Annotated in this window: 19 protein-coding genes; 3 read left to right on the top strand and 16 right to left on the bottom strand. The window is 59.6% G+C overall.

Features of this window, described 5'->3' with window-relative positions; all coding sequences use genetic code 11:
• Position 1: 1 nt before the first annotated feature.
• The 9 genes from ACR0KC_RS15600 to ACR0KC_RS15560 form a co-directional block, all read right to left on the bottom strand.
• On the bottom strand, positions 2 to 1,129 hold the full coding sequence (locus tag ACR0KC_RS15600) for an aminomethyl transferase family protein (protein WP_480791380.1): 1,128 nt from the start codon (positions 1,127 to 1,129) through the stop codon (positions 2 to 4).
• A 135-nt stretch (positions 1,130 to 1,264) separates the two neighbouring features.
• Positions 1,265 to 2,743: an aldehyde dehydrogenase gene (locus tag ACR0KC_RS15595; protein WP_480791381.1), complete on the bottom strand. Its 1,479-nt coding sequence runs from the start codon at positions 2,741 to 2,743 to the stop codon at positions 1,265 to 1,267.
• 4 nt (positions 2,744 to 2,747) lie between these two features.
• On the bottom strand, positions 2,748 to 3,824 hold the full coding sequence (locus ACR0KC_RS15590) for an alcohol dehydrogenase (protein ID WP_480791382.1): 1,077 nt from the start codon (positions 3,822 to 3,824) through the stop codon (positions 2,748 to 2,750).
• A gap of 8 nt (positions 3,825 to 3,832) precedes the next feature.
• Positions 3,833 to 5,137 (bottom strand): TRAP transporter large permease, encoded by a 1,305-nt coding sequence (locus tag ACR0KC_RS15585; RefSeq protein WP_480791383.1) that lies wholly within the window; start codon positions 5,135 to 5,137, stop codon positions 3,833 to 3,835.
• Entirely contained in the window at positions 5,134 to 5,616 is a 483-nt protein-coding gene (locus ACR0KC_RS15580) for a TRAP transporter small permease (protein ID WP_480791384.1), read from the bottom strand. Before ACR0KC_RS15580 ends, ACR0KC_RS15585 begins: the two co-directional genes overlap by 4 nt.
• On the bottom strand, positions 5,617 to 6,609 hold the full coding sequence (locus ACR0KC_RS15575) for a TRAP transporter substrate-binding protein (RefSeq protein ID WP_480791385.1): 993 nt from the start codon (positions 6,607 to 6,609) through the stop codon (positions 5,617 to 5,619).
• A gap of 128 nt (positions 6,610 to 6,737) precedes the next feature.
• Positions 6,738 to 7,670, bottom strand: a complete 933-nt coding sequence (locus ACR0KC_RS15570; RefSeq protein WP_480796359.1) for a hydroxymethylglutaryl-CoA lyase — start codon at positions 7,668 to 7,670, stop codon at positions 6,738 to 6,740.
• Between the two features lie 5 nt (positions 7,671 to 7,675).
• Positions 7,676 to 8,473, bottom strand: a complete 798-nt coding sequence (locus ACR0KC_RS15565; RefSeq protein ID WP_480791387.1) for an enoyl-CoA hydratase/isomerase family protein — start codon at positions 8,471 to 8,473, stop codon at positions 7,676 to 7,678.
• A gap of 107 nt (positions 8,474 to 8,580) precedes the next feature.
• Entirely contained in the window at positions 8,581 to 9,525 is a 945-nt protein-coding gene (locus tag ACR0KC_RS15560) for a LysR substrate-binding domain-containing protein (protein WP_480791388.1), read from the bottom strand.
• A gap of 125 nt (positions 9,526 to 9,650) precedes the next feature.
• On the opposite strand from ACR0KC_RS15560, the gene ACR0KC_RS15555 reads away from it, so the two are divergent.
• From ACR0KC_RS15555 to ACR0KC_RS15545, 3 genes are all read left to right on the top strand, one after another.
• Complete coding sequence (locus ACR0KC_RS15555; RefSeq protein WP_480791389.1) at positions 9,651 to 10,991, top strand: MmgE/PrpD family protein; 1,341 nt, start codon at positions 9,651 to 9,653, stop codon at positions 10,989 to 10,991.
• A 149-nt stretch (positions 10,992 to 11,140) separates the two neighbouring features.
• Positions 11,141 to 12,523, top strand: coding sequence for an MmgE/PrpD family protein (locus tag ACR0KC_RS15550; protein ID WP_480791390.1), 1,383 nt, complete (start codon positions 11,141 to 11,143; stop codon positions 12,521 to 12,523).
• 21 nt (positions 12,524 to 12,544) lie between these two features.
• On the top strand, positions 12,545 to 13,678 hold the full coding sequence (locus ACR0KC_RS15545; protein ID WP_480791391.1) for a CaiB/BaiF CoA transferase family protein: 1,134 nt from the start codon (positions 12,545 to 12,547) through the stop codon (positions 13,676 to 13,678).
• Positions 13,679 to 14,079: 401 nt separating this feature from the next.
• Here the strand turns inward: ACR0KC_RS15545 and ACR0KC_RS15540 are convergent, their stop codons facing one another.
• Genes ACR0KC_RS15540 through ACR0KC_RS15510 form a run of 7 tightly spaced genes read right to left on the bottom strand, consistent with a single transcriptional unit; the run spans position 14,080 to position 21,869 of the window.
• Entirely contained in the window at positions 14,080 to 14,739 is a 660-nt protein-coding gene (locus ACR0KC_RS15540; RefSeq protein WP_480796358.1) for a GntR family transcriptional regulator, read from the bottom strand.
• A 53-nt stretch (positions 14,740 to 14,792) separates the two neighbouring features.
• A complete protein-coding gene (locus tag ACR0KC_RS15535) occupies positions 14,793 to 15,896 on the bottom strand; it encodes a glycine cleavage T C-terminal barrel domain-containing protein (RefSeq protein WP_480791393.1) in 1,104 nt (367 codons plus the stop codon).
• A gap of 21 nt (positions 15,897 to 15,917) precedes the next feature.
• Positions 15,918 to 17,462, bottom strand: a complete 1,545-nt coding sequence (locus ACR0KC_RS15530; RefSeq protein WP_480791394.1) for an AMP-binding protein — start codon at positions 17,460 to 17,462, stop codon at positions 15,918 to 15,920.
• A gap of 21 nt (positions 17,463 to 17,483) precedes the next feature.
• Positions 17,484 to 18,230, bottom strand: coding sequence for an enoyl-CoA hydratase/isomerase family protein (locus ACR0KC_RS15525; RefSeq protein ID WP_480791395.1), 747 nt, complete (start codon positions 18,228 to 18,230; stop codon positions 17,484 to 17,486).
• Entirely contained in the window at positions 18,230 to 18,970 is a 741-nt protein-coding gene (locus tag ACR0KC_RS15520; protein WP_480791396.1) for an enoyl-CoA hydratase/isomerase family protein, read from the bottom strand. Before ACR0KC_RS15520 ends, ACR0KC_RS15525 begins: the two co-directional genes overlap by 1 nt.
• Positions 18,971 to 18,982: 12 nt before the next feature.
• Positions 18,983 to 20,548 carry a CoA-transferase gene (locus tag ACR0KC_RS15515; protein ID WP_480791397.1) on the bottom strand — a complete coding sequence of 522 codons (1,566 nt, stop codon included), beginning with the start codon at positions 20,546 to 20,548 and terminating at the stop codon, positions 18,983 to 18,985.
• Between the two features lie 7 nt (positions 20,549 to 20,555).
• Positions 20,556 to 21,869: a TRAP transporter large permease gene (locus ACR0KC_RS15510; RefSeq protein WP_480791398.1), complete on the bottom strand. Its 1,314-nt coding sequence runs from the start codon at positions 21,867 to 21,869 to the stop codon at positions 20,556 to 20,558.
• Between the last annotated feature and the right edge of the window lie 4 nt (positions 21,870 to 21,873).

The following is a 21,873-nucleotide window of genomic DNA, read 5'->3' as shown; positions in this document are numbered from 1 at the left end:
ATCAGCCCCGCCATGGTTCAGGGCCTTCGGGTATCGTTGTGTTTCTGCCACGCACGATTGCACCCTCGGCATCATACATCGGCAGGCTGCACAACTGCGCGCTGTACGTGGCGCCGTCCGTGCCGGTCACTTCCACTTCTGTACCCGGTCCCATTTCCGGGTCATCCATCCGCACCAGCGCGACACCGCATTCCTGGTAAGGCGACCATGTGGACGAACATACCCTGCCGACGGTTTTGGAACCTACCGAGATCGTCCGCCCGCGTTCCGCGATCCCGCCGCGCACCCGCAATCCGAAGGTTCGCGATCGTTTATCGGCCTTTTCCAAGGCTGCCTTGCCGATGAAATCCGGCTTGTCCATCTGCACAAAATGACCGAGACCGGCGTCAAATGGCGTGGTCGTGCTGTCGAACTCGGCCTGGCTCATCAGACCGGCCTCAATCCGGCGCGCGCGAAACACCGGCGTACCTGTCAGGATCATTCCGTGCCTCTGGCCCACCTCCCAAATGTGGTTACCTACCTTTTCGGCATCGTTTTCTGGCCGCAGATAAAATTCCCAGCCAAGCTCGTTCGTGAACCCGGTGCGGGTGATAATGACCTCTTCTCCGGCGATGCGGACGGTCGCGATGTCAAAATAGCGCCACGGATCGGGGAATTCACCGTCGATGACGTCGCGCAACACGTCCATGGACCGTGGGCCTTGCACCTGGCTGACCCAGACATTCGGATCTGAAATCGTCACGTCGAATTCATGCGCGTGAGCCATGTACCAATTGTATAGCTCACCATCGGCCTGTGCCATCCAGAACCTGTCCTCCGCCAGGCGCAACATGACACCATCGGTGATCATGCCGCCATGGTGATAGAGGACGAAATTATAGGAACAACGACCGACTTTGACCCGGCTCACGTCACGGGCGAACACCCTGTTCACGAACGTCTCGGCATCCGGCCCAGAGATTTCCGCAGGGAATTCACCGGTATTGCGCAGGATGACCTTCTGACGAACGGCCCAGTATTGCTCATCATCTGTCACGTGGTTCAACCGCTCCGGGGTCATACGGTTGCAGTAAAGCGAGTATTCAGGGTCGAAGGGGAGCTCCATGTAGGACAAGGGGTGCGGTTTCATGATCGTACTCAACTCGCTCGGCCGGCGGTCTGCAGTCGGGATTGCCTTGATGGTGTAGCGTTTGCTCAGAATGCTTTCGTGCATTTACTGGATTCCGTATTGAATGTTGGTTTGAAGAGCGGCCAAAGCTCGCCGTCATCTCATGATGAAAGGGTTCGCAGCCGTGGTCTGTTGCGCAATCCAGACAGATTTCACCTGCATGAATTCCTTGATCGCCTCTTGCCCGCTTTCCCGCCCCTGACCGGAGCGTTTGAAGCCACCGAAGGGTGTCATGAAGCTGACAGCGCGATATGTATTGACCCAGACAGTACCGGCCTTAAGCTTGTCCGACATCCGGAAGGCCCTGCCAATGTCCGAGGTCCAAACCCCAGCAGCCAATCCGAAGAGGATATCGTTGCCGATACGGATCGCGTCTTCCTCGGTGTCGAATGGGATCACTGACAGGATTGGGCCGAAGACCTCTTCCTGTGCAATCCGCATTTCGTTGGAGACGCCGGTGAAGATCGTCGGCTCGACAAAACGGTCCCCTTTTGCGCCATCGCCGGTATAGGGTTTGCCGCCCAGAACGCAGGTTGCCCCGTCTTCTCGAGCGACGTTGATGTAGTGGAGTATCTTTTCGTATTGCGGCGGCGTGGTCACCGGGCCGACATGAGTGTCCATTGACATCGGGTCGCCGATTTTGGCTTCACCAGCCACCTCGACCAGACGCTTGACGAACCTGTCGTGGATTGAGCGTTGTACCAGAAGCCTCGACCCGGCAATGCAGGTCTGACCGGTTGCGGCAAAGATGCCCGAGATTGCGCCCATCACGGCGGCCTCGAAGTCGGCATCCTCGAAGACGATGTTGGGCGATTTGCCACCCAGTTCCAGCGTGACCGGCATGATCTTTTTCGCCGCCGCCTCATAGATCTTCTGTCCCGCGAGGTCAGATCCGGTGAAGGCAACCTTGGCAACGTCCGGGTGCTCCACCAACGGCGCGCCGGTATCGAGGCCGAACCCCGTCACGCAGTTCACCACGCCATCGGGGAAACCAGCCTCCTTGACCAGCTCCATGAACTCGAGGGTCGAAGCCGAGGTGAACTCGGACGGTTTGACTACGGCGGTATTTCCAGCAGCCAGCGCCGGAGCGAGCTTCCAGGCCAGCAGCAGGAGCGGCGAGTTCCAGGGCGTTATCATCGCGACCACGCCCAGGGGCTCGTGCTTTGTGTAGTTGAAGATGCCCGGCCGGTCCGAGGGCAGAACCGCGCCTTCGACCTTGTCGGCCAGACCGCCATAATAGCGGTACCACTCGGCCAGATAGCGGGTCTGGGTGCCCATCTCGGCAATCAGTTTGCCGTTGTCACGCACCTCCAGTTCGCCAAGGCGCTCGGCCTCGCGCTCGATAATCTCCGCCAGCTTGACCAGAAGCTTTCCCCGCGCCGTTGGACGCATTTCGGCCCATGGCCCCGTTTCGAAAGCCGCCTTGGCGGCGGCAACGGCGCGCGCCACATCTTCTGTGTTTCCCTTGGCGATCTGCGCCCAGACCTCGCCCGTGTAGGGGTTGTCAGTGTCAAAATATTGGCCGCTCGCTGGTTCGACCCAGGCGCCGTTGATGCAATGCTGATAGGTTTTCATGGGGTTACTCGTCGTCTTGGTCGGGCTGAAACACTATGCGGCCTGTGACCCGGCCATGTTCCAGATCCTCGACCGCCTGGTTAATTTGCGAAAGCGGACGCCGCTCTATCGGCATCTGCTTGATCTTGCCTGCGCGCACCATGTCGATCAGGGCGCGCAGTTGCGGTGAATTTCCAACATGGCTGCCGCGCACGGTCATCGCCTTCTGCGGCAGCCAGACCTGAGGCATCTTGAAATCCCCGCCAGCCTGACCGGCGACGACATATCGCCCGGCCTTCGCCAGCGCGCGCACGGCAATCCTGCCAGTCGATGCTCCGCCGAAGGTGTCGATCACGCCCATCAGGCATCCTTCGGCCAGTCGCTGCAACTCGGCGACCGCGTCATCACGCTTGCTGTTCATTACCTTTGCAGCACCCATCTCGCGCGCTGCGTCTAGCTTGGCGTCGTCGATATCGACGGCGATGATGTTTTCGAACCCCATGGCCCGTGCGATTGCGATGGCGTTCATGCCAAGCCCGCCGCAGCCCATGATTGCCATCCACTCACCGTCACGCAGCGCGCCCATCTTTTCCAGAGCGTTGTAGACGGTGATTCCCGAACAGGCGTGTGGCACGACATCTGCCGCATCTAGTCCCTCGATATCGACAAGGAATTTCTCATTCTCGACAAGGCAATGGGTGGCAAACCCGCCCTTCTGCTTCAACCCGATGATCCGCATGGAAGAGCAGTCGCTCTCGCGGTCTTCGCGACATGCCTCGCATTCGCCGCATCCGATCCAGGGAAAGACGAGAACCTGCTGTCCGGGCGTTACAGTCGTTACCTCGGGGCCCACGGCCTCTACGACACCGGCAATCTCGTGCCCGAAGGTCATCGGCAATTGCGCGCCGCGTTCGGCAAAGGTCAGACGGCCCTCTTCGCCAAGGTCCATATAGCCTTTCTGGACATGCAGGTCCGAGTGACAGAGACCTGCCGCCGTAACGCGCACCAGAACCTCGACCCCGCTGGGCTCCGGCAATGCATTTCGGCGTCTTTCGAAGGGCTGCCCCCATTCAACAAGATCGTAGCTGGTGTATTCGGTCATGAGGTTTCTCACAGCAAGGATGGGATAAGTGTGACGATGCCCGGAACAAGATAGAGCAACGTGATCGCTATCGCGAAGATGGCTACGACGCTCCACGCCGCCCGGTAGGTCTTGCCCATTGGGAGGGTGGGAGACGCTGCCTTAAGCGCGAAGAGTGCGTAGCCAAACGGGGGCGTCACCGAACCAAGGGTGACGTTTATCAGGTAGATTGCCCAGAACCAGATCGGGTCGAACCCGAACGCGTCGGCGATCGGCGCGTAGATCGGCACGCTGACCAGCATATAGGCGATCACGTCGATGAACATGCAGGCCACGAGCGTGATGAGCATGATCGCCAGGAAGGCCGTCAGGCCAGTGAGGTCCTGCGCCAAGAAGAATTTCAGGAAGCCTTGCGATGCGCCGGTAAAGGACAGTATCTGTGCAAACAGGCTGGAGGCGGCAAAGATCGCCATGATCGAGCCGGTCAGAAGCGCCGCCTCGACAAGGCTGTCGGTCAGGAACTTGAGGCTGAGCTTTCGATAAAGCGCGGTTGTGATCAGGGCACCAACGACCCCGCTGGCCGCGGCTTCCGATGGCGTGGCAACACCAAGCAGGATAAACCCGATGACGGAGAATATGACCATGAGGAACGGCACGCATTTCAAAAGCAGCCACCCCAGGCTGTCGCCATCTTCGCCTCCGTGGGCGTCGTCTTCCGGGGCGAGGCTTGGGTTGCGCTTGATCCGCACCCAGACATAAAGCCCGGTCAGGGTGGCAATCAGCAACCCCGGAAGCAGCCCAGCGACAAGTAGCCCGGCAATCGAGACATTCACCAGGGATCCCAGGATGATGACGACGATGGAGGGCGGAATGATGGGGGCGAGGCTCGCGCCGGACAAGATCGTGGTGATCGAAAGGCCCTCGTCGTAGCCGCGCTGGTTCATAGAAGGCAGAACCGAACGCCCAAGCATGGCTGTCACTGCGACGATGGAGCCCGACAAAGCGCCAAAGATCGTGGAAAGCGCGATCACGAGGAAATAAAGCCGTCCCCGCAGCTTGCCAAAGATGCGGTTCGCCGCGTCGAAAAGCACTTCCGTCGACCCGGAGCGAAACAGCAGATCGCCCATCAGAACGAACATGGCCACGGTGCTGAGGGGCACGATGGACGTTGCCGTCAGGATCGAGTTAGCGACTAGCCCGAAGCCGTTAGAGCCAAACAGCATGAAGACCGCGCCGATGCAGATCGCGAAGAACGCAATGAATACCGGTAGTCCCGTCGCAAAGGAGCCGAGCAGAAGCCCCAGCAGGATCATAAGGGTTTCGGCCCAGCTCATACCTCATCCCTCCCGATCAGGGCAGTTGTTAGGAAGATCAGCGCGACAACGCCGAAACTGAATGCAATCGGCGACAGCAGGGCCCATTTGGGCACTTGAATAACCGTGTTGGTCAGGATGCCCGTCGAAAACTGCTTCAAGGCCGACGAGGCAACGATCCACGCCGCCAGCGCCGCGACAATTGCCGAAACCAAAGCCAGAACCCGGCCCCATTTTACTGCTACGTCATCGCCCATGGCCTCGACCAGAAATGTAATCGCGATATGCTGGTTGCGGCGGGTCACCTCGGGCAGCGCGAGAAAGATCATCGCGGGCATGATGAAGCTGATGACGTCGTTGCTCCATTTCGTCGGAGCGTTCATGGCGTAGCGCATGAAGATCTCCATCACGAACAGAGTAACGATCCCCGCCAGAAGAAGCGCGGAGAGGATGGCCATCCCCCCCGCAACTGCCTTTTCGATACGTTTCAGCCTGGGCATTTATTGCGAAAGCCCAGCATCTACGGCAAGTTTCCGGATACTCGCCGCCACGTCCGCATCGGTGTCCATCGCGAGGCCCCACATGGCCTCGGACATCCAGGCCGAGATATTTTCAGCCTCGTTTGCGTTCATGTTGGTGATCGCCATGCCCTTTTCCTGAAGCTGACCCAGCTCCATGTCGGCGATGCGCGTCATCTCTTCGAGCGCGTAGAGTTCCGTCTCGGCCGCGGCACGGGAGATTGCCGCCTGCGTGTCGGCGTCGAGCGAATTCCATTTGTCGAGGTTCATGAACATCCAATTCGACAGCGATCCGAAATCGGGCTGCAGTACATGGCTGGCAACTTCGTAAAGCTTGAAATCGACCAGCCCCGTAGCGCTCCAGGGAGCGGCATCGATTACGCCATTCTGAAGCGAGGAGTAGATCTCGCCACCACCCAGCGGAACAGGGCTGCCGCCCAATTTCTCGATGATCGCGATGTACGAGGCATTGGCCCGCACCTTCATACCTTCAAAGGAATGCTCGCGCCCGTCGACCGCCTGGTTGGTCACGAAACGAAAGCCCCGCTGGCCCAGCGGCATGATCCCGATCACCTTGATGCCCAGGGTCTGGTAGTAGGCGTCAAAGGCGTCGAAGATGCCGCTTTCACGCCAGGTCGCCGGATCGACGGCGATGCCATCAGCGGCCATGCCGATTTTCGTGGTCCCGGCATGATAGGCCGGGTGGGTGAAGATCATGTCGACGATACCAGTCTGAAGCGGTTCGACCAGTTCAAGCGGGCTGATCGCCTCGGGCCCGACAACATTGATGTCGGTATTGCCGCCGGTATGTTCGGCCACCTTGGCCACGAAGGTTTCGACATTGACGCGGTAGGTCGCCTGGTTCGACGCCCAGGAACTGACCATTTTCAGCGTTTCAGCCATTGCGCCAGCGCCGGACAGCCCCAGGGCAAGCGCCGATACGGCAGCATATTTTGACAGTTTAGTGATGATCATTTTGCCCTCCCATGGTTTGCGCGCCCCCAACGTGGAAGGACGCCTTTGCAAGGGTAGCTTTGCAAATGCTGTGGGGTGACAAAATTATAACGCGAATATGGGTGCTATAACGAATTTGCAACGCAGTGTTAGGCGGCTGACAGAAAGGTTTTAGCCAAGCCCGCCTGTTTTAACCGGCCTTCGATGCGTTCGCCCGGCAGCCATTCCTCAAGCCTCGCGCGCAGCTGCAACAGCCGCTCGAAATCAATTCCAGTGCTCAAGCCGATGCTTTCCAGCAGATAGGCGCAGTCTTCTGTCGCGATGTTCCCCGTTGCTCCGGGCGCGAATGGGCATCCACCGAGCCCCCCAAGCGCTGCATCGAAGCGCCGAACGCCGACCTCGGCGGCAGCCATGACATTGGCAAGCCCCATGCCTCTGGTATCGTGGAAGTGGGCGGCCAGTGGAAGCGGGCCGACCACGGTTGAAATGGCGGCAAAGAGTCTACGTACTTGGAGCGGATTTCCGTAACCGACCGTGTCGGCGATGCTCAATTCGTCCGCCCCAGCGGCGGCCAGTCTTTCTGACAAAGCCAGAACGCGGTCTTCTGGCACCTCGCCCTGGATGCTGCACCCAAATGCGGTCGCGATAACCGCCGACAGTGCAACCTTGCCCTTCAACCCACGCGCATCGCGTTCCGTCACGAGGTCCTCGAACTCTGTCGCCGACGCGTCGGTCGGGCGCCGGACATTGGACATGTTGTGCGCTTCGCTGGCTGACAGAACGAAGGTGATCTTATCCGCCCCGCGCTCAAGGGCGCGGATACCACCCTTGAGGTTCGGCACAAGCACCGCCGCGGTAAAACCTCCGATGGCCTTTGCTCCCTTTAGAACTTCGGCCGCGTCCGCAAATTGGGGAATGGAGGATGGCGGAACGAAAGACGTCACCTCGATCTCCGAAAACCCGCAAGCCACCTGGTCTCGGCACCAGTCGAGCTTGGTTTGGGTTGGAAGGATCTGGCCAACCATCTGCAACCCGTCGCGAAGGCCAACTTCGCGCAAGTCCACTTTGTCCGGGAGAGGCATGCGCTTCATTGCCCTTTGAACTGCGGTTGGCGCTTTTCGTTGAACGCCCGCACGCCTTCGCGCCGGTCCTCGGTGTTGATCGTGCGGTTATAGGCTTCGATCTCAAAGGCCAGCCCATCGGCCAGTGACATCTGCGCACCGCGATAGATCGCCTGCTTGGCCTGTCGGACGGCAATCGGCGCGTTTCGGGCAATACCTTCGGCAGTGTTCAGTGCTGCCTCCACAAGGTCGCCAATCGGGAAGACGGCATTGGCGAGCCCCCAGTCCAGTGCCTCTGCCGCACTGAACGGACGGGCTGACAGGATCACTTCCTTGGCACGTCGCTCACCAATGGCCCGTGCCAATGTCTGGGTGCCACCGGCACCGGGGATGATTCCGATCCGGGTTTCGGTCTGGGCAAAGCGGGCGTTGTCGGACGCATAGATGAAATCCGCTGCCGCCGCGATTTCGCAGCCCCCCGCATAGGCCGCACCTTTCACGGCGGCGATGATTGGCACCGGGCAGCCCAGAATGGCACGGATCATGCGTTCATAGACCAGATGCTGAAGGCCCCAGTCATGATCAGACATCCCGTCGCGTTCCTTCAGGTCGGCCCCCGCGCAGAACGCCTTTTCGCCAGCGCCCGTCATGACTACGCACCTTGTATCCCCGGGATCGAGCGCCAGGTCCTCGTAGAACTGAACCAGATCACGAGCCATCTGCGTATTGAAGGCGTTCGCAGATGCCGGCCGGTTAAGTGTGACCTGCAGCACGTGGTCACGCGGCGTTGTTATCTTGAGTGTCGAAAATGAGGAAGTTGTCATGAGGTGATCCATTGCCGTTTTCGATAAGATCAGCGGCTCAATGCAATCAAACAATTAAAATGTTGGCAGTGATGCCATGCAGAAATTCTATGGTGGGCGGACGCACGTCAAATGTCTTCGACAAGATCCGATTCCGGATCAGCCTTCCACACGCCCTCTTCAATCATCGTGGCGATTTCGCTGGCAAGAACCTTGATCACCGCGTCCGTGGCTCTGGTGTTTGACCTGTCCGGCGGCATTGCCAGAACGAGTTGCCGGCGGATGGACGGGGAAATGAATGTCCGGGCTTCGAGCACTCCCGACTTGACCTCTTCCGTAACCGCGGAGAGCGGGATGAAGGCGTGATAGGACCCGCCCACCACCAGCGACTTCAAGACCCAGAAGGCATCACCGCGCAGAGCAATGTTGAGGGACACACCTGATTTGGAGGCGGCGTTGTCAACAAGCATCCGAATGCCATGCGGACGACTGGGCAGGACAAGCGGTAGATGCGCCGCGTCAGCGATCCGGATCTGCGGACCGAGGTCGGGCAACGAATCCGGAGGGCTGATCAGCGCAATTTCCTCGTAAAGCAACTCCTTGCAGCGCAGGTGCAGGTCAGCCGCAGGCCCGTAGAGAAACGAAATGTCCAGATCGCCTCGCTGAAGCCATTCGATCAGGTGGCCTGAATACCCCTCGACGATCCGGAGTGTGACCTTGGGCAGCTCGCGCCGCACTCGTTCTACGAGACGCACTGCGAAAACGGTGTTCACACTGGGCATCAAACCGATCGCAACGTTGCCTTTGACCACTTCATCATTCGAGCGGATGTCGTCGACCGATTGCTCCAACTGGCGGATCAGGCCGGAAACACGCCCAAGGAGTTTTTCACCCGGTTCGGTGAGTGTCATACCCCTGACATGGCGCGCGAAAAGCTGAACGCCGATCTCATGCTCCAACAGCTTGATGTGACGCGACAGGGCTGGTTGCGCCAGGCGCAATCGGTCCGAGGCTGCGCTGAGTGATCCGGTTTCCGCAACGCAGATGAAAGTCTTGAGCTGCTTGATATCCACGTCGACACCTTCGAATTTCGCTATCGTGGCTATACTTACTTTCGCATATTTTTATTTCCGTCAATGGAAGAGAGTAAATGTGGTTTTGCAAGAGGCCATACGTGATTTACAGGAATGAACCGCCGATGAGCAAATCTGACACCTTGAACTCCGCTCCAATCACTGAGGCCATCACAGCGTTTGCGACGGGTTCTCTGGATGAGGGCCGATCTGAGGCCGCGCTGCGCATGACACGCATATCACTGTTCGACTGGCTGGCTGTTTCGATCGCCGGGCAGGACGAGCCGGTCAGCCGGATCGTCAGGGACTATGTCTCAGCCGAAGGCGGTGTCGCAGAAGCTACGGTTGTCGGAACGGCGCAGAAGCTACCGGCGCGGGCAGCCGCAATGGCCAATGGAACGATCAGTCACGCCCTTGACTATGACGATACCCATTTCGCCTATCTTGGGCATCCCAGCGTCGCCGTCTTTCCCGCGAGTTTTGCTTTGGCGCAAAAGACCGGATCGAGCGGCAAGTTGTTTCTGGAAGCATCGCTTGTCGGTATGGAAGCGGCAACGCGCATCGGCACTTGGCTTGGGCGCCATCACCATTTTGTCGGATTTCATTCCACCGCAACCGCAGGTGCCTTCGGCGCGGCACTGGCCTCGGCCCGATTGCTTGGACTGGACGTGCGGGGCGCAGAAAACGCCCTCGGGTTGGTCGCAACGCGCGCCTCGGGTTTGCGGGCACAATTCGGGACAATGGGCAAACCATTTCATGCCGGTATGGCCGCGTCCAATGGTGTCGAGGCCACGCTTCTCGCCCACGCAGGCTTTGTGTCCCGTCCCGACGCGTTGGAGGCCGACCAGGGTTTCGCGATCACCCACGCGGCAGAAATGCGGGATCCAGGTGAGATATTGGACGGTCTTGGCCAGTCGTGGATGTTCGAAGGGGTGCTGCATAAGTTCCATGCTTGTTGTCACGGTGCGCACGCGTCGCTTGAGGCCTTGATTGAAGCGCGTGACAGACTGGGCGTAATACCGGACGAGGTTGCAAGTGTCTCGCTTTCAGTGCCACCGCGGTATCTGAAGGTCTGCAATATCCTTGAACCCCAGACGGGGCTTGAGGCGAAGTTCAGCTATCGTCTGTGTTCCGCGATGGTTCTCTCGGGTCGGGACACAGCCGCCTTGACCACCTATACTGATGCCGCCTGCCGCGCCCCAGACCTCGTTGCCCTGCGCGACCGCGTAGTGGTGAAAGGTGTTGACGGATTGGCGGAAACGCAAGCAACGGCCCGGATCATGACCAATGATGGCCGAAGCGTTGAAATCACCCACGACATTGATCGCATGGGAGGGCTCGCGTTGCGCGAGCAGAAGATCAAGGCCAAAGCTCAGGCTTTGCTGGGCGAAGACTCCGCATCCGATCTTTGGAATGCCGTGAAGGCAGCGGAGCCTGCCTCCCTTGATGAATGGTTGCGGGGCTAAAACGACCCAGACACCTGCACCAAGCAAGCTGCATCATAAAAACCTGATATAGCACCTATCCATGCATTTTAGTTTTGCAATCCCAATGCAGATGCGAGTTCTGGTTCGAACAGACACCCTACCAAGATAAGCGCGAACCGGAGAAATTCATGGCACAATCAACAGACAAAGTGGACCTGACTCGTCAGCTCGCAGAGTTCGTTGCTCGCACGAGCTTCGATGACTTGCCGACCGAGGTCGTCGAACAGGCGAAACTCTTCGTACTCGATACCCTTGGCTGTGCTTTGGGCGGTCGCGTTCAGGCTAGAGAAGAGGTTTCCTGGGTGACGGGGTTCGCCGCGGCTCAGAAAGCCGGTGGATATTCCACCGTCTTTGGCGAGGCGGGAAAAACCAGCGCTGTTACAGCCGCTCTGACCAATGGCGCCATGGCACATACGATTGACTTCGACGACACGCATATGCCGTCGATTTCCCACCTCGGATCGTCTCTGGTCGCCACGACCTTTGCCCTGGGCGAGGAACTGCAATCGAGCGGCAAGGAGATCATTGAGGCCTTTGTCTTGGGCTTCGATGTGGCCGGGCGCATCGGGCGTTGCACTATGCCGACCCACTACAAGTTCTGGCATCCGACCGCGACCTTCGGGGGCATCGGCGCAGCCGCCGCCGCAGCGAAGCTGCTGAAGTTGGATGCTGTTGGCATCGAAATGACCATGGGACTTGCGGCTGATGCAGCTGGCGGGCTTCGCTACGGCGTCGAAAATGGTGATTTCTCAAAAAGTTTGCATCCTGCCATGGCAGCGATGAAAGCCGTGCTGTTTGCCCAACTGGTCAAAGGCGGGGCGACCGGTCCGCTTGGAATCCTTGAATATCCGTCTGGCTTCTTCAACGCTTTCTCGGAAGAGCCAAACCCCGAACCTCTTCTCGACAGGTTGGGAGAATATTACGAGGTCAGTATCGGCGGTCTGAAATCGCTTCCGACAATCCAATGCAGCCATACGGCAGTGACAAAAACGCTCGACCTGGTCGCCGCGAACGGCCTGCAAACGGAAGACATCGCTGAGGTCAGCATCGTGCAGTCCGAGACCATGCCAGGACAAGGCATGAACTATGCGCCAAAGAGCCCCCTTGCAGCGCGTCTCAGCACGCCTTTCGCCGTATCTCTGGGCCTCAAGGACGGGGCAGTCACGCTCGAACGCTTCTCGGACGAAACTCTTGCCGACCCGGATATTAGCGATCTGATGCCCCGCATCAAGATCGAGGCCAGCATGGAACTGGCAGAGAAATACCCCAATACTGTTGCCGCCCTAGTGGATGTCAAAACCCGCGATGGTCGGGTCTTCTCAGGGGAACAGATTTACGCCAAGGGCGACCCGAACAACCGAATGACACCGGAGGAAATTGCGGCAAAGTTCCGCACGCTGGCGACCGGGGCGCTTGGCATTGAGCGAACCGACCGGGTGTCCGCCGACATCCTCGCTCTGGAGGCCGCCGAAGACCTTCGCGAGGTCACCAAGAGCCTTGGCGCGGCCTGACGTCGACCCGGAGAGAGTAGCATGGCAAACCCGTTTTCCGACCTGCTGGTGGTGTCCGTCGAACAGGCGTTGGCGGCACCTCTTTGCACATCGCGCCTCATCGATATGGGCGCGCGGGTGATCAAGATCGAACGCGCCGGAGGCGATTTCGCACGGGGCTATGATGCCGCAGTCCACGGCGACAGTTCGTATTTCGTCTGGACCAACCACGGGAAGGAGTCGGTGGTTCTGGACCTGAAATCCGAAGGGGACGCCGACCTGATGCACCGCCTTCTGGCGAAGGCCGATGTCTTTGTCCAGAATCTCGCGCCGGGCGCGATGGCCCGCGCGGGGTTCGGATCGGAGGAAATGCGCAAGAAAAACCCGCGGCTCATCACCTGCGACATCTCCGGTTATGGCGACGAAGGTCCAGCCAGCGCGCTCAAGGCCTATGACTTTCTTGTTCAAGCCGAAAGCGGGTTGGTAGATGTGTCGGGTGCGCCGGATGACCTGGGCCGCATCGGTGTTTCGATCTGCGACATTGGCGCAGGGATGACAGCGCACGCGGCGATCGTCGAAGCGCTCCTCTATCGCGAACGCACCGGCGAAGGCTATGGCGTCAGCGTATCGCTCTTCGGTGTAGCGTCAGAATGGATGAACGTGCCGCTGATGCAGTACGAATACGGCGGCAAGGCCCCCAGGCGGGTTGGCCTGATGCACCCCACGATCCAGCCCTACGCAGCCTTCAAGGTGAACGACGGATCCCAGGTCATCATCGCCATCCAGAACGAACGCGAATGGGCACGGTTTTGCGACAAGGTACTAGAGCGACCGGGTTTGGCCACCGACGAAAGGTTCAACAGCAACAATGCGCGGGTTGAAAACGTCGAGGCGCTGCATGACATCATCGGCAGCGTCGCCCGCTCCCTCTCACGGGACGCATTCACCAGAAGTCTCGCCGACGCAGATATCGCTTACGGCTCTGTCAATTCTTTGGCGGCGCTTGCCGATCACGCAGGCCTGAAGCGTGTCCGCGTTGCGACCACCATGGGTACAGAAGTTACCATGGCAGCTCCGCCGATTCATCGATCCATCGACGCAAATGACAGTCTGCCCCCACCTCCGACTCTTGGGCAGCATACCACTAGCGTCTTTGACGAGTTCGGAGGCTCGTAGGCTCCGACGATGGCGCAACCTACTGCCGGTCGGCTGCTAAGCTGAAATCGAGAAGACCTCGAGCAGTTTGTTCTGTGACACTTGCGGACGCTTGGTTCCAGAGCAATGCCCTCCATGAGCGAAATCGCACCCATTCGCGCATTGTGCAGCACTTGTGGGTTTGGGCCGTCAGCAACGGCGCTCTTCGGGCGGACCCAGGCTGAATGCTGCACGACCGCATGACAGCTCAGGGCCCAGACCTACTGATGCTGCACAGAGCGCTAATGATTACAAAGCGTGTGAAGCAGACGTTGTCGCAAGTCATGACGCAAGAAGCAGTCGTTTCTGCTGGTTTGTCGATGCCGCGTTGGGGTACGGATCATGGTAGTTCGCAAAAACTGGCACGCAGAAAGAAAGGCCAGTCACTTCCATTCCTTGGTTTCCCGAGCGAATTCTTCGAGGTAGTCGACCAATGCGTTTGAAGCGGCAATGGCCGCCGTCGTGTCTCCGTTTGCGACATCAAGTAGCAACCGAGCGTGCAGCTCGGCCGCAATGTTGAAGTCTTCTTTTTTCATGTGAAAAATCCAGAAACGGCGCGACAAACCCTGGACAACACGCATCGTTTTCTTTGAAAATTCATTGTGACAAGCTTCGACAACCAGGTCATGGGCCGTTCTAACAGCCGAAAGGGCCTGGGGACGCGACGCAGGCGGAGCCTTACTGGCTTCCAACAACTCTTCACCGAAGTTCCTCATGATCTTCCGGTCCTTTTCCGTGGCCCGGATAGCCGCATATTCGGCGGCAAAGTTCTGTAAAGGGCGCCGAATTTCGAGCAACCGCAACTGAACATCCGGTTCCACTTCGGTAATCTGAATACCCCGGCGCTGCTTGATGGCCACCAGGCCCTCGAATTCGAGGCGTTGCAATGCCTCGCGCACGGGTGTTCGGCCGAATCCGACGACTTCAGCAAGCTCTTTCTCGGAATACATCACGCCCGGCTTCAGCTCGGTCAGGACGATCATTTCCTCAAGCTTCAGAAAGGTGGCCTCGGCGTCTGAAAGGGTTTTCACGGTCTTGTCCATATCTCCATACTTGCCTGCAATCCCCATGCCTTGTCCACTTCATCCGACCCAAATCAGGAAAATGGCAGCTCGCACAGGGTGCCGCCAAGCATACTCCCCTCTTTTTTCACCTCGACGTGGTCGCCCGAGCGATACACTCGGGAAACCAGAGCGAAGCCGATGTTTCGGCCAAGCTTTCGCGACCAGGTGCCGTTGGTCATGTCACCGACCTTGATCCCACCAACCTGGATGTCGTACCACCGCGCATGGTTCGCAGACGGCGTCTCGCCCTCAAGAACAACGCCCAGCTGGTGACGCCGTGGACCCTCTTCCTTGATCCGGCGAAGTGCCTTGACGCCGATCACCTCGTCATCCACGTCCAGATCAACGTATTTGCCAAGCCGAACCTCGAAGGGGTTGGTCGTGTCATCGGAATCCCCACCGCAGGACAGAAGGCCGCTTTCGATCCGCTCGCAGGGGTTGGGGTATCCAGGACCGATCCCGAACGGCGCACCCGCCTCACGCACGATGTTCCAAAGCTCGGTTCCGCGGGATCCGTCCATCAGGTAAATCTCAAAGCCGCCTTGTTTCGAGAATCCGGATCGGGCGATCTTGACCGGAATGCCGCCGATCTCGGCATCGCCGAACCAGAAGTATTTCAGGTCCCGCACCCAATCCCCGAAGACCGACGCCACGACATCTGCCGCCATCGGGCCCTGAACGGCCATCGGCGAAACGTCCGGCTCGGCGATTTCGACCTCAAGTCCGCGTTCGGCAGCGATGCAGCGCGCCCAAAGTTTGACGTCACTGTCCGCGATCGAGAACCAGAACAGATCGTCGTCCAGCTTGTTGACAACCGGGTCATTGATAAGAGTTCCGGCGTGATTGCACATCGGTACATACTTGCCTTGGCCAACCACCTGTCCGGAAAGATCGCGCGGAGAAAGGATCTGTGCGAGACGCGCAGCGTCGCGCCCCTTGATCTGAACCTGCCTCTGGCCGCCAACGTCCCACATGCTGACACCGTTCATCAACCGGTTATATTCCGCATCGGCATCGCCGTATCCCAGTGGGATCAGCATCTGGTTATAGGGCGTGAATGAGGTGACACCTTCTGCAAGGGTTGCCTCGTAATAGGGCGATGGGCGCAAGCGGGTATGAGGGGCGATTTCCGGCATCTTGGGGCCTCTGCTTTCCGGTCAAACCGGGTTTGGTTGAAAGTGGTTTTTGAAGGTCTGGCGCAACGCCTGACGGTCGAGCTTGCCCAGCACCGTTCGAGGCAACGCTTTGAGAGTGACGACGTCATCCGGAAGCTGCCATTTCGCGAACCGACCTGTTGACATGAGCTCCTGAGAAATGCGCTCGATCTCAATCGCTTCTCCGGCCACGGCCAAGCAGAGAGGTCGCTCTCCCCATCGCGGATGTGGCACACCGATGACGACGCATTCCTCCACTCCGGCGATCTGTGAAATCTGCCTTTCCAGCGCGGCTGGGGAAATCCACTCGCCGCCGGACTTGATCAGGTCCTTCTTGCGGTCCTGCAGGTGCAGGGTGCCGTTTTGGTCAATCTCGGCCGTATCACCGGTTGCGAACCAACCGGCCTGTCGCGCCGAGCCCTTTTGGCCGTGATACCGCTCGGCGACACACGGGCCGCGAACCAGCAGTTCCTGCGTTCCATCTTCGGACTCTGCCAGCGAAAGTTCGGTCAGCGGCAGCGGCTGGCCCTGCGTTGGCGGGACCTCGCCTACCTCGGGCGGCAAGTGCTGCATCGTCGCCGCACTCAGCGTTTCCGTCATGCCCCAGCACAGCATTGAGGTGACACCTGCCGCCCTGAGGATCGACAAGGTTTCAGAACGCGGTGCCGTGCCACCCATCAGGATACGCAGCCCGGTGAGGTTTGCCTTTCGCAAGGCGATTTCCGGGGCAATGCGGGCAATCACCTCGGGAACGGCGCCGGTGAAGGTGATCTTCTGTTGGGTCAGGATATCCAGGACTTGATCTGCCTGGATCGGCCCTGAAAGCACCGAGATATCCGCCCCGCACATGAATGCCGAATAGGGAACACCCCAGCCTGCGCCGTGGCAGAAAGGAACCATGAGCAGCACATTGTCGGAATGACTGATGCCGTAGCCATCGACCATTGCCTCGGTCAGGGCGTGCAGCGTCAGCGCGCGGTGAGAATAGCCGACACCTTTGGGCCGCCCCGTGGTGCCACTGGTATAACAGAGCACGGCTGGGGCATTCTCGTCGGTTAATGCAGCCTCAATCGCATCAGGGCCCGGCGGGCCTGACCCCGGAAGGGCATCGAAACTGGTGACGTGTCTGCCCGCAGCTTCACTCAGAGACAAGATATCCAGATCAGGGCGGGCCTCGCGCAGTTCAGGAAGCAAATCGGCGAATTCGGGATCGATGAACAATATACGGTCGTCAGCGTTTTCGAGGATATAGGCGATTTCCTCGACCGACAGACGCGTGTTGACGGCGTGAAACACGCCGCCCGCCAGCGGCACGGCCCACATCAGCTGCAAATGCCGAATACCGTTCGTGGCGAACGTCGCGACCCGTTGGCCAGGTTCGAGACCACGCGCCTGCAATGCACTTGCCAAGGCAAGAACATCGTGGGCGAACTGATCATAGCTTTGTTCGACAACCGATCGGTCCGGACCAAAGCACCTTATGCGGCGCCCGGTACCAATGGTGCAACCGCGTTCGAAAAGTCGATGGAGTGTCAGTGGGTCGGTCATTCGATTCTTTCCGCAATACCCTCAGACCATGCCGAACTTCCGAAGCGTGGCTTGTGCGGCTCCGGTAGCGAGACAACGCTCGAATGACGCCATCGCCCGCTCGTCCATCTCAACCGCATCCCGGTCAATCGGCCCCGCGCACAACTGTTTGGTTGCCGCGACCGCATGCGCCGGTAGCGCAGCCAGCCGGGTGGCATAGTCGAGTGCGGCCTTGGCCGCGCTGCCTTCGGCCAGGAAGTCCGCTAACCCGATCCGATACGCGGTTTCACCGGAAAACGCCTCTGCACCCCACAGGATATGTCGCGCCGTATAAGCCCCCAGCCGCGCCTGCATCGCGGCAATGCCATAGGCGGCGTTCCAGCCGATGGGAACCTCGGGAAGGGCCCATTTTGCATCCGCGCTGGAAAACACCACGTCGCAGGAGGTGGCATAGACCGCGCCACCGCCGATGGCGTACCCGTCGACAGCGGCAATGATCGGTTTCGGGTGACGATTGAAGCTGCGGGCTAGTGCGGCCATTTCGCGTTCGTCTGCGATCATTTCTCCGACGCTCTGACCGGCGAGAGCCTTGAGATCGCTGCCCGCTCCGAAACCATGCGAATATCCCTGCAATACAATTGCATTGACATCCTCATTCCCGGCGGCGCGCTCCAGCGCCCCGGCCAGCGCCCGCGTCACCGCGAGATCCATTGAATTGCGCCGCTCGGGGCGGTCCAGCGCCAGGATCAGAACCGCCCCGTGATCGATCTCGCGCAGGCCTTCCGTCATCAGATTTTCACTCCAAACCGGGCATACGAAGCCCTTGCGACCTCGTGCTTGCAGCTTTCATGAAACATCTGGTTGGCCATCAGATCGAGTACCTGGCTGTTTTCGCCCGCCGCCGGGGCACAAAGCCGCTTGGTCGCGGTAACGGCGTGTTCCGGCAGTGCCGCGAGCTTGGTCGCGTATTCGTGCGCGGCCTCGGCCGCGCTGCCCTCGGCAAGAAAATCCGCCAATCCCAAGCGAACGGCCTCTTCGCCATCAAACGGATCGACGCCCCAGCAGACATGGCGGGTCACATAGGGCCCGCAACGGGCGAGGAATGCCTGGACACCCCAGCCGGGGTTCCAACCCAACGCCACCTCGGGCAAATGCCAGCGGGCGTTCTTCGCAGTGAAAACCACGTCGCAGGACACCGTGAACACCATGCCGCCGCCCATGGTGAACCCGTCCACCGCCGCGATCACCGGTGTATCCATGAAACAGAACGAGCGGGCCACGGCGGCCTTTTCACGCTCCGCTGCGGAAATCTGGTCGAGGTTGAACGTGGCCAGCTCCTTCAGGTCGCTGCCGGCACAGAAGCCATGTTCCTTGCCGCGCAGGATGATCGCCTTGACCTCGGGATCGCGGTCCAGTTCCGCCGTGACCTGGGCAATCTTGTGTGCAAGCCCGAGGCTCATGGCATTACGGACCTCGGGGCGGTCGATGGACAGCGTGGCGACAGCGCCATCACGGGTGATTTCGAGCATGAAGGTTTTCCTTTACGTGAAGAGTTTCGGATCCATCAGGGGGATTTGATCGGGCACGCGCACCGGCGCAAAGCCCATCAGGTCGAGCACCTGGGCCTTCGGGTCGATACCCGGGGCGACTTCCAAGAGCTCAAGTCCATTCGGCGTCACCGCAAAGACGGCACGTTCGGTGACGATATGGGCGCTTTGGCCGCGTTCGCGCACACCGGTCAGCAGCGGGTAGGTGATCTGTTCGACGCTTGAGACGAATTTCGAAACCTTGCCTTCCTGAAGGATCGTCAGCTTGCCCCCTGTCGCATCGACCTTCAGCCCGCCGGTGGTGAAGGTGCCGTTGAAGATCAGGTTGGTGGCGTTATGGGCGATGTCGATGAACCCGCCCGATCCGGGATTGGCGCTCCCGAATTTCGAGACGTTGATATTGCCCTGCGCGTCAAACTGGGCAAAGGCCAGCGCGCAGGTCTTGCACAGGCCCGCATGGATCGCATCAAACTGGGTCACGCCATCAAGCAGGGCATCGGGGTTGTAATTGGCCGAGAACTGCCAGCCCGAGGTGACGATGCCGCCGTATGAGCCGTGCTCGGTGGTGGAGGGGTAGTCATAGATGCCATCGCCATCAAAACGGCCTTCGGTGGCAAAGATCGTCGGGATCGAGGACGAGGCGCCGAACCCGTAGATCGTCAGTTCGTTTTCATTGATCATGCTGGCAGAACGGCGAGCAATTACCGTTGGCGCGCCGGGTTTGAGCGGTTGCAGCTCGCGCGGGTCCATCCGCGTCTGGCCCAGGAACCGGGCGTCATCCTGAATGCCGGTGACCAGTTGCTGGTCAGGGTCGACCACCACGTGATCGACAAGGACCCCGGGCACCTTGACCATTTGCGCATGGCGTTCACCGGGTTCATAGGTGCGCTTTACCTGGGCAATCACCTTGCCGCCGCAAGCCTTGACGGCCAGCGCGATCGCCAGGTTGGACGACACCAGGGGATCGTCCTCAAAACAAAGGTTGCCGTGTTTGTCGGCCGACGTTGCCCGGATGATGCCGTAATCGAGATGCTGGCTGGGGAAGAAAAGGTGCGGTTTGCCGCGAAAATCGATCTTTTCGACAATGTCTTCGGTAGTCTGCGGCGTGACTTTGCCGCCATCCAGGTCGGGATCGACAAAGGTGCCGATGCCCACCTCGGTCAGATAGCCGGGGCTGCGCCGCGCAATCTCGCGCAGCCAGTGCATCATCACGCCGATATGAAAGGTGTAGGCCTCGATTTTGTCGGCACGGACCTGCCCCATCGACCGGGGGCGTTCGCCTGTCTCGGGGTCGGGCGGGTTGATGAACGATCCGGTGATCAACCGCCTGGTCATGCCGTCGTGCATCAGGTTGTCGATGCCCTTGATCGAACCGTTGTCGCCACCGAAGCAGGGCACATAGAGCGTCAGGTCGCCCGGCGCGCCGGTATCAAGGTAACGCTGCCCCAAGGTGCGCAGTAGCTTTTCCGGAACGATCCACCCGATGACGCCAACGATGGCCAGAGTGGCGCCGGACGGGATGTCGGCAACGGCAGTTTCGAAATCGGTGATCTTGCTCATGGGGTCCTCACATCAACACGGATGGCAGCCAGAGGGCGATTTGCGGAAAGGCGATCAAGAGCGCGATGGCCAGCGCCTGCAGGAAGATGAACGGCCAGAACGAGCTGTAGATGTCGCCCATGGTAATATCTTCGGGTGCCACGCCTTTCAGGTAGAATGCGGCCGGGCCGAAAGGCGGTGTCAGATAAGACATCTGCATGTTCATGGTGAACAGAACGCCGAACCAGATCGGGTCATAGCCGAAGCCGATGATGATCGGCACGAAGATCGGCATGGTCAGTAACAGGATTCCGATCCAGTCCATGAACATGCCGAGCACAAAGAGGATCAGCATCATCACGATCAGGATCGCCAGCGGCGACCAGTCGAGCCCGTTGATGGCCGAGGTGACATAGGCCGCACCACCGAAAAAGTTGTAGACGCCGATGAGGGCGGTCGCGCCGAACACGATCCACATGATCATGCCGCAGATACGCAGGGTCTGATTGCAGACGTCCCGGATGAGGCCAAGCGAGTAGGTGCCCTTGACCGCGGCCGAGATCAGGGCGCCGATGACACCCATGGCAGCGGCTTCGATAAAGGAGGTGATGCCGGTATAGATACAGGTCAGCACCCAGGCGGCCACGGCGACAGGCAGGATGGCACCACGCATCACCGCCATCTTCTCGGCCGGTGACATGTCGCGTTCTTCAGGCGGTAGCGGCGGCGCCTTGTCCGGCCAGATCGTCGCCGTCACCATGACATAGACCACATAAAGACTGGCCAGCATCAAGCCGGGCAGGAGCACGGCAAGGAACAGCTCTCCGACGCCGGTGTCGGTGGTCAGCCCATAGACGATCAACACGATCGACGGCGGGATCATCGTGCCCAGCGACCCCCCAGCACAGACAACGCCCACGGCCAGTTTCTTGTCGTATCCGCGTTTCAGCATTTCCGGTAGGGCGATCAGGCCCAAGAGGACGATCTCGCCGCCGATGATGCCGGACATCGCGGCCAGCAGAACCGAAACCGCCAGAGTCTGAACCGCCAGTCCGCCGCGTATCTTGCCGCCCAGCATCGACATGGCCCGAAACAGGTCATTGGTGACCCCTGATTTCTCCAGAACCAGCCCCATCATCACGAAGAGCGGCACGGCCACGAAGGAAAAATCCGCCATCAGATCGTAGATGCGGGTTGCGATGAGGCTGAGACCCGTCGGGCCGAACTCCATCAGGATCAGGGTCGCGGCCATGATCCCCGTGGAAAAGGCCAGCGGCACGCCCGCGAACAGCAAAAACAGGATGCCGATAACAAGGATCAGCGTGATCAGGCCAACACCCATGAAC

This window comes from Ruegeria sp. CF3, from assembly GCF_056537365.1.
Note: the sequence above shows the minus strand (reverse complement) of the source record. Positions and strands in the feature narration are given on the sequence as shown.

What these genes read in the sequence shown, in the direction of transcription:
- ACR0KC_RS15575 (WP_480791385.1), bottom strand. Translation starts at nt 6,609, where the DNA reads ATGATCATCACTAAACTGTCAAAATATGCTGCCGTATCGGCGCTTGCC.
- ACR0KC_RS15580 (WP_480791384.1), bottom strand. Translation starts at nt 5,616, where the DNA reads ATGCCCAGGCTGAAACGTATCGAAAAGGCAGTTGCGGGGGGGATGGCC.
- ACR0KC_RS15530 (WP_480791394.1), bottom strand. Translation starts at nt 17,462, where the DNA reads ATGACCGACCCACTGACACTCCATCGACTTTTCGAACGCGGTTGCACC.
- ACR0KC_RS15520 (WP_480791396.1), bottom strand. Translation starts at nt 18,970, where the DNA reads ATGCTCGAAATCACCCGTGATGGCGCTGTCGCCACGCTGTCCATCGAC.
- ACR0KC_RS15600 (WP_480791380.1), bottom strand. Translation starts at nt 1,129, where the DNA reads ATGAAACCGCACCCCTTGTCCTACATGGAGCTCCCCTTCGACCCTGAA.
- ACR0KC_RS15590 (WP_480791382.1), bottom strand. Translation starts at nt 3,824, where the DNA reads ATGACCGAATACACCAGCTACGATCTTGTTGAATGGGGGCAGCCCTTC.
- ACR0KC_RS15585 (WP_480791383.1), bottom strand. Translation starts at nt 5,137, where the DNA reads ATGAGCTGGGCCGAAACCCTTATGATCCTGCTGGGGCTTCTGCTCGGC.
- ACR0KC_RS15555 (WP_480791389.1), top strand. Translation starts at nt 9,651, where the DNA reads ATGAGCAAATCTGACACCTTGAACTCCGCTCCAATCACTGAGGCCATC.
- ACR0KC_RS15565 (WP_480791387.1), bottom strand. Translation starts at nt 8,473, where the DNA reads ATGACAACTTCCTCATTTTCGACACTCAAGATAACAACGCCGCGTGAC.
- ACR0KC_RS15540 (WP_480796358.1), bottom strand. Translation starts at nt 14,739, where the DNA reads ATGGACAAGACCGTGAAAACCCTTTCAGACGCCGAGGCCACCTTTCTG.
- ACR0KC_RS15570 (WP_480796359.1), bottom strand. Translation starts at nt 7,670, where the DNA reads ATGCCTCTCCCGGACAAAGTGGACTTGCGCGAAGTTGGCCTTCGCGAC.
- ACR0KC_RS15525 (WP_480791395.1), bottom strand. Translation starts at nt 18,230, where the DNA reads ATGACGGAAGGCCTGCGCGAGATCGATCACGGGGCGGTTCTGATCCTG.
- ACR0KC_RS15510 (WP_480791398.1), bottom strand. Translation starts at nt 21,869, where the DNA reads ATGGGTGTTGGCCTGATCACGCTGATCCTTGTTATCGGCATCCTGTTT.
- ACR0KC_RS15545 (WP_480791391.1), top strand. Translation starts at nt 12,545, where the DNA reads ATGGCAAACCCGTTTTCCGACCTGCTGGTGGTGTCCGTCGAACAGGCG.
- ACR0KC_RS15595 (WP_480791381.1), bottom strand. Translation starts at nt 2,743, where the DNA reads ATGAAAACCTATCAGCATTGCATCAACGGCGCCTGGGTCGAACCAGCG.
- ACR0KC_RS15550 (WP_480791390.1), top strand. Translation starts at nt 11,141, where the DNA reads ATGGCACAATCAACAGACAAAGTGGACCTGACTCGTCAGCTCGCAGAG.
- ACR0KC_RS15535 (WP_480791393.1), bottom strand. Translation starts at nt 15,896, where the DNA reads ATGCCGGAAATCGCCCCTCATACCCGCTTGCGCCCATCGCCCTATTAC.
- ACR0KC_RS15515 (WP_480791397.1), bottom strand. Translation starts at nt 20,548, where the DNA reads ATGAGCAAGATCACCGATTTCGAAACTGCCGTTGCCGACATCCCGTCC.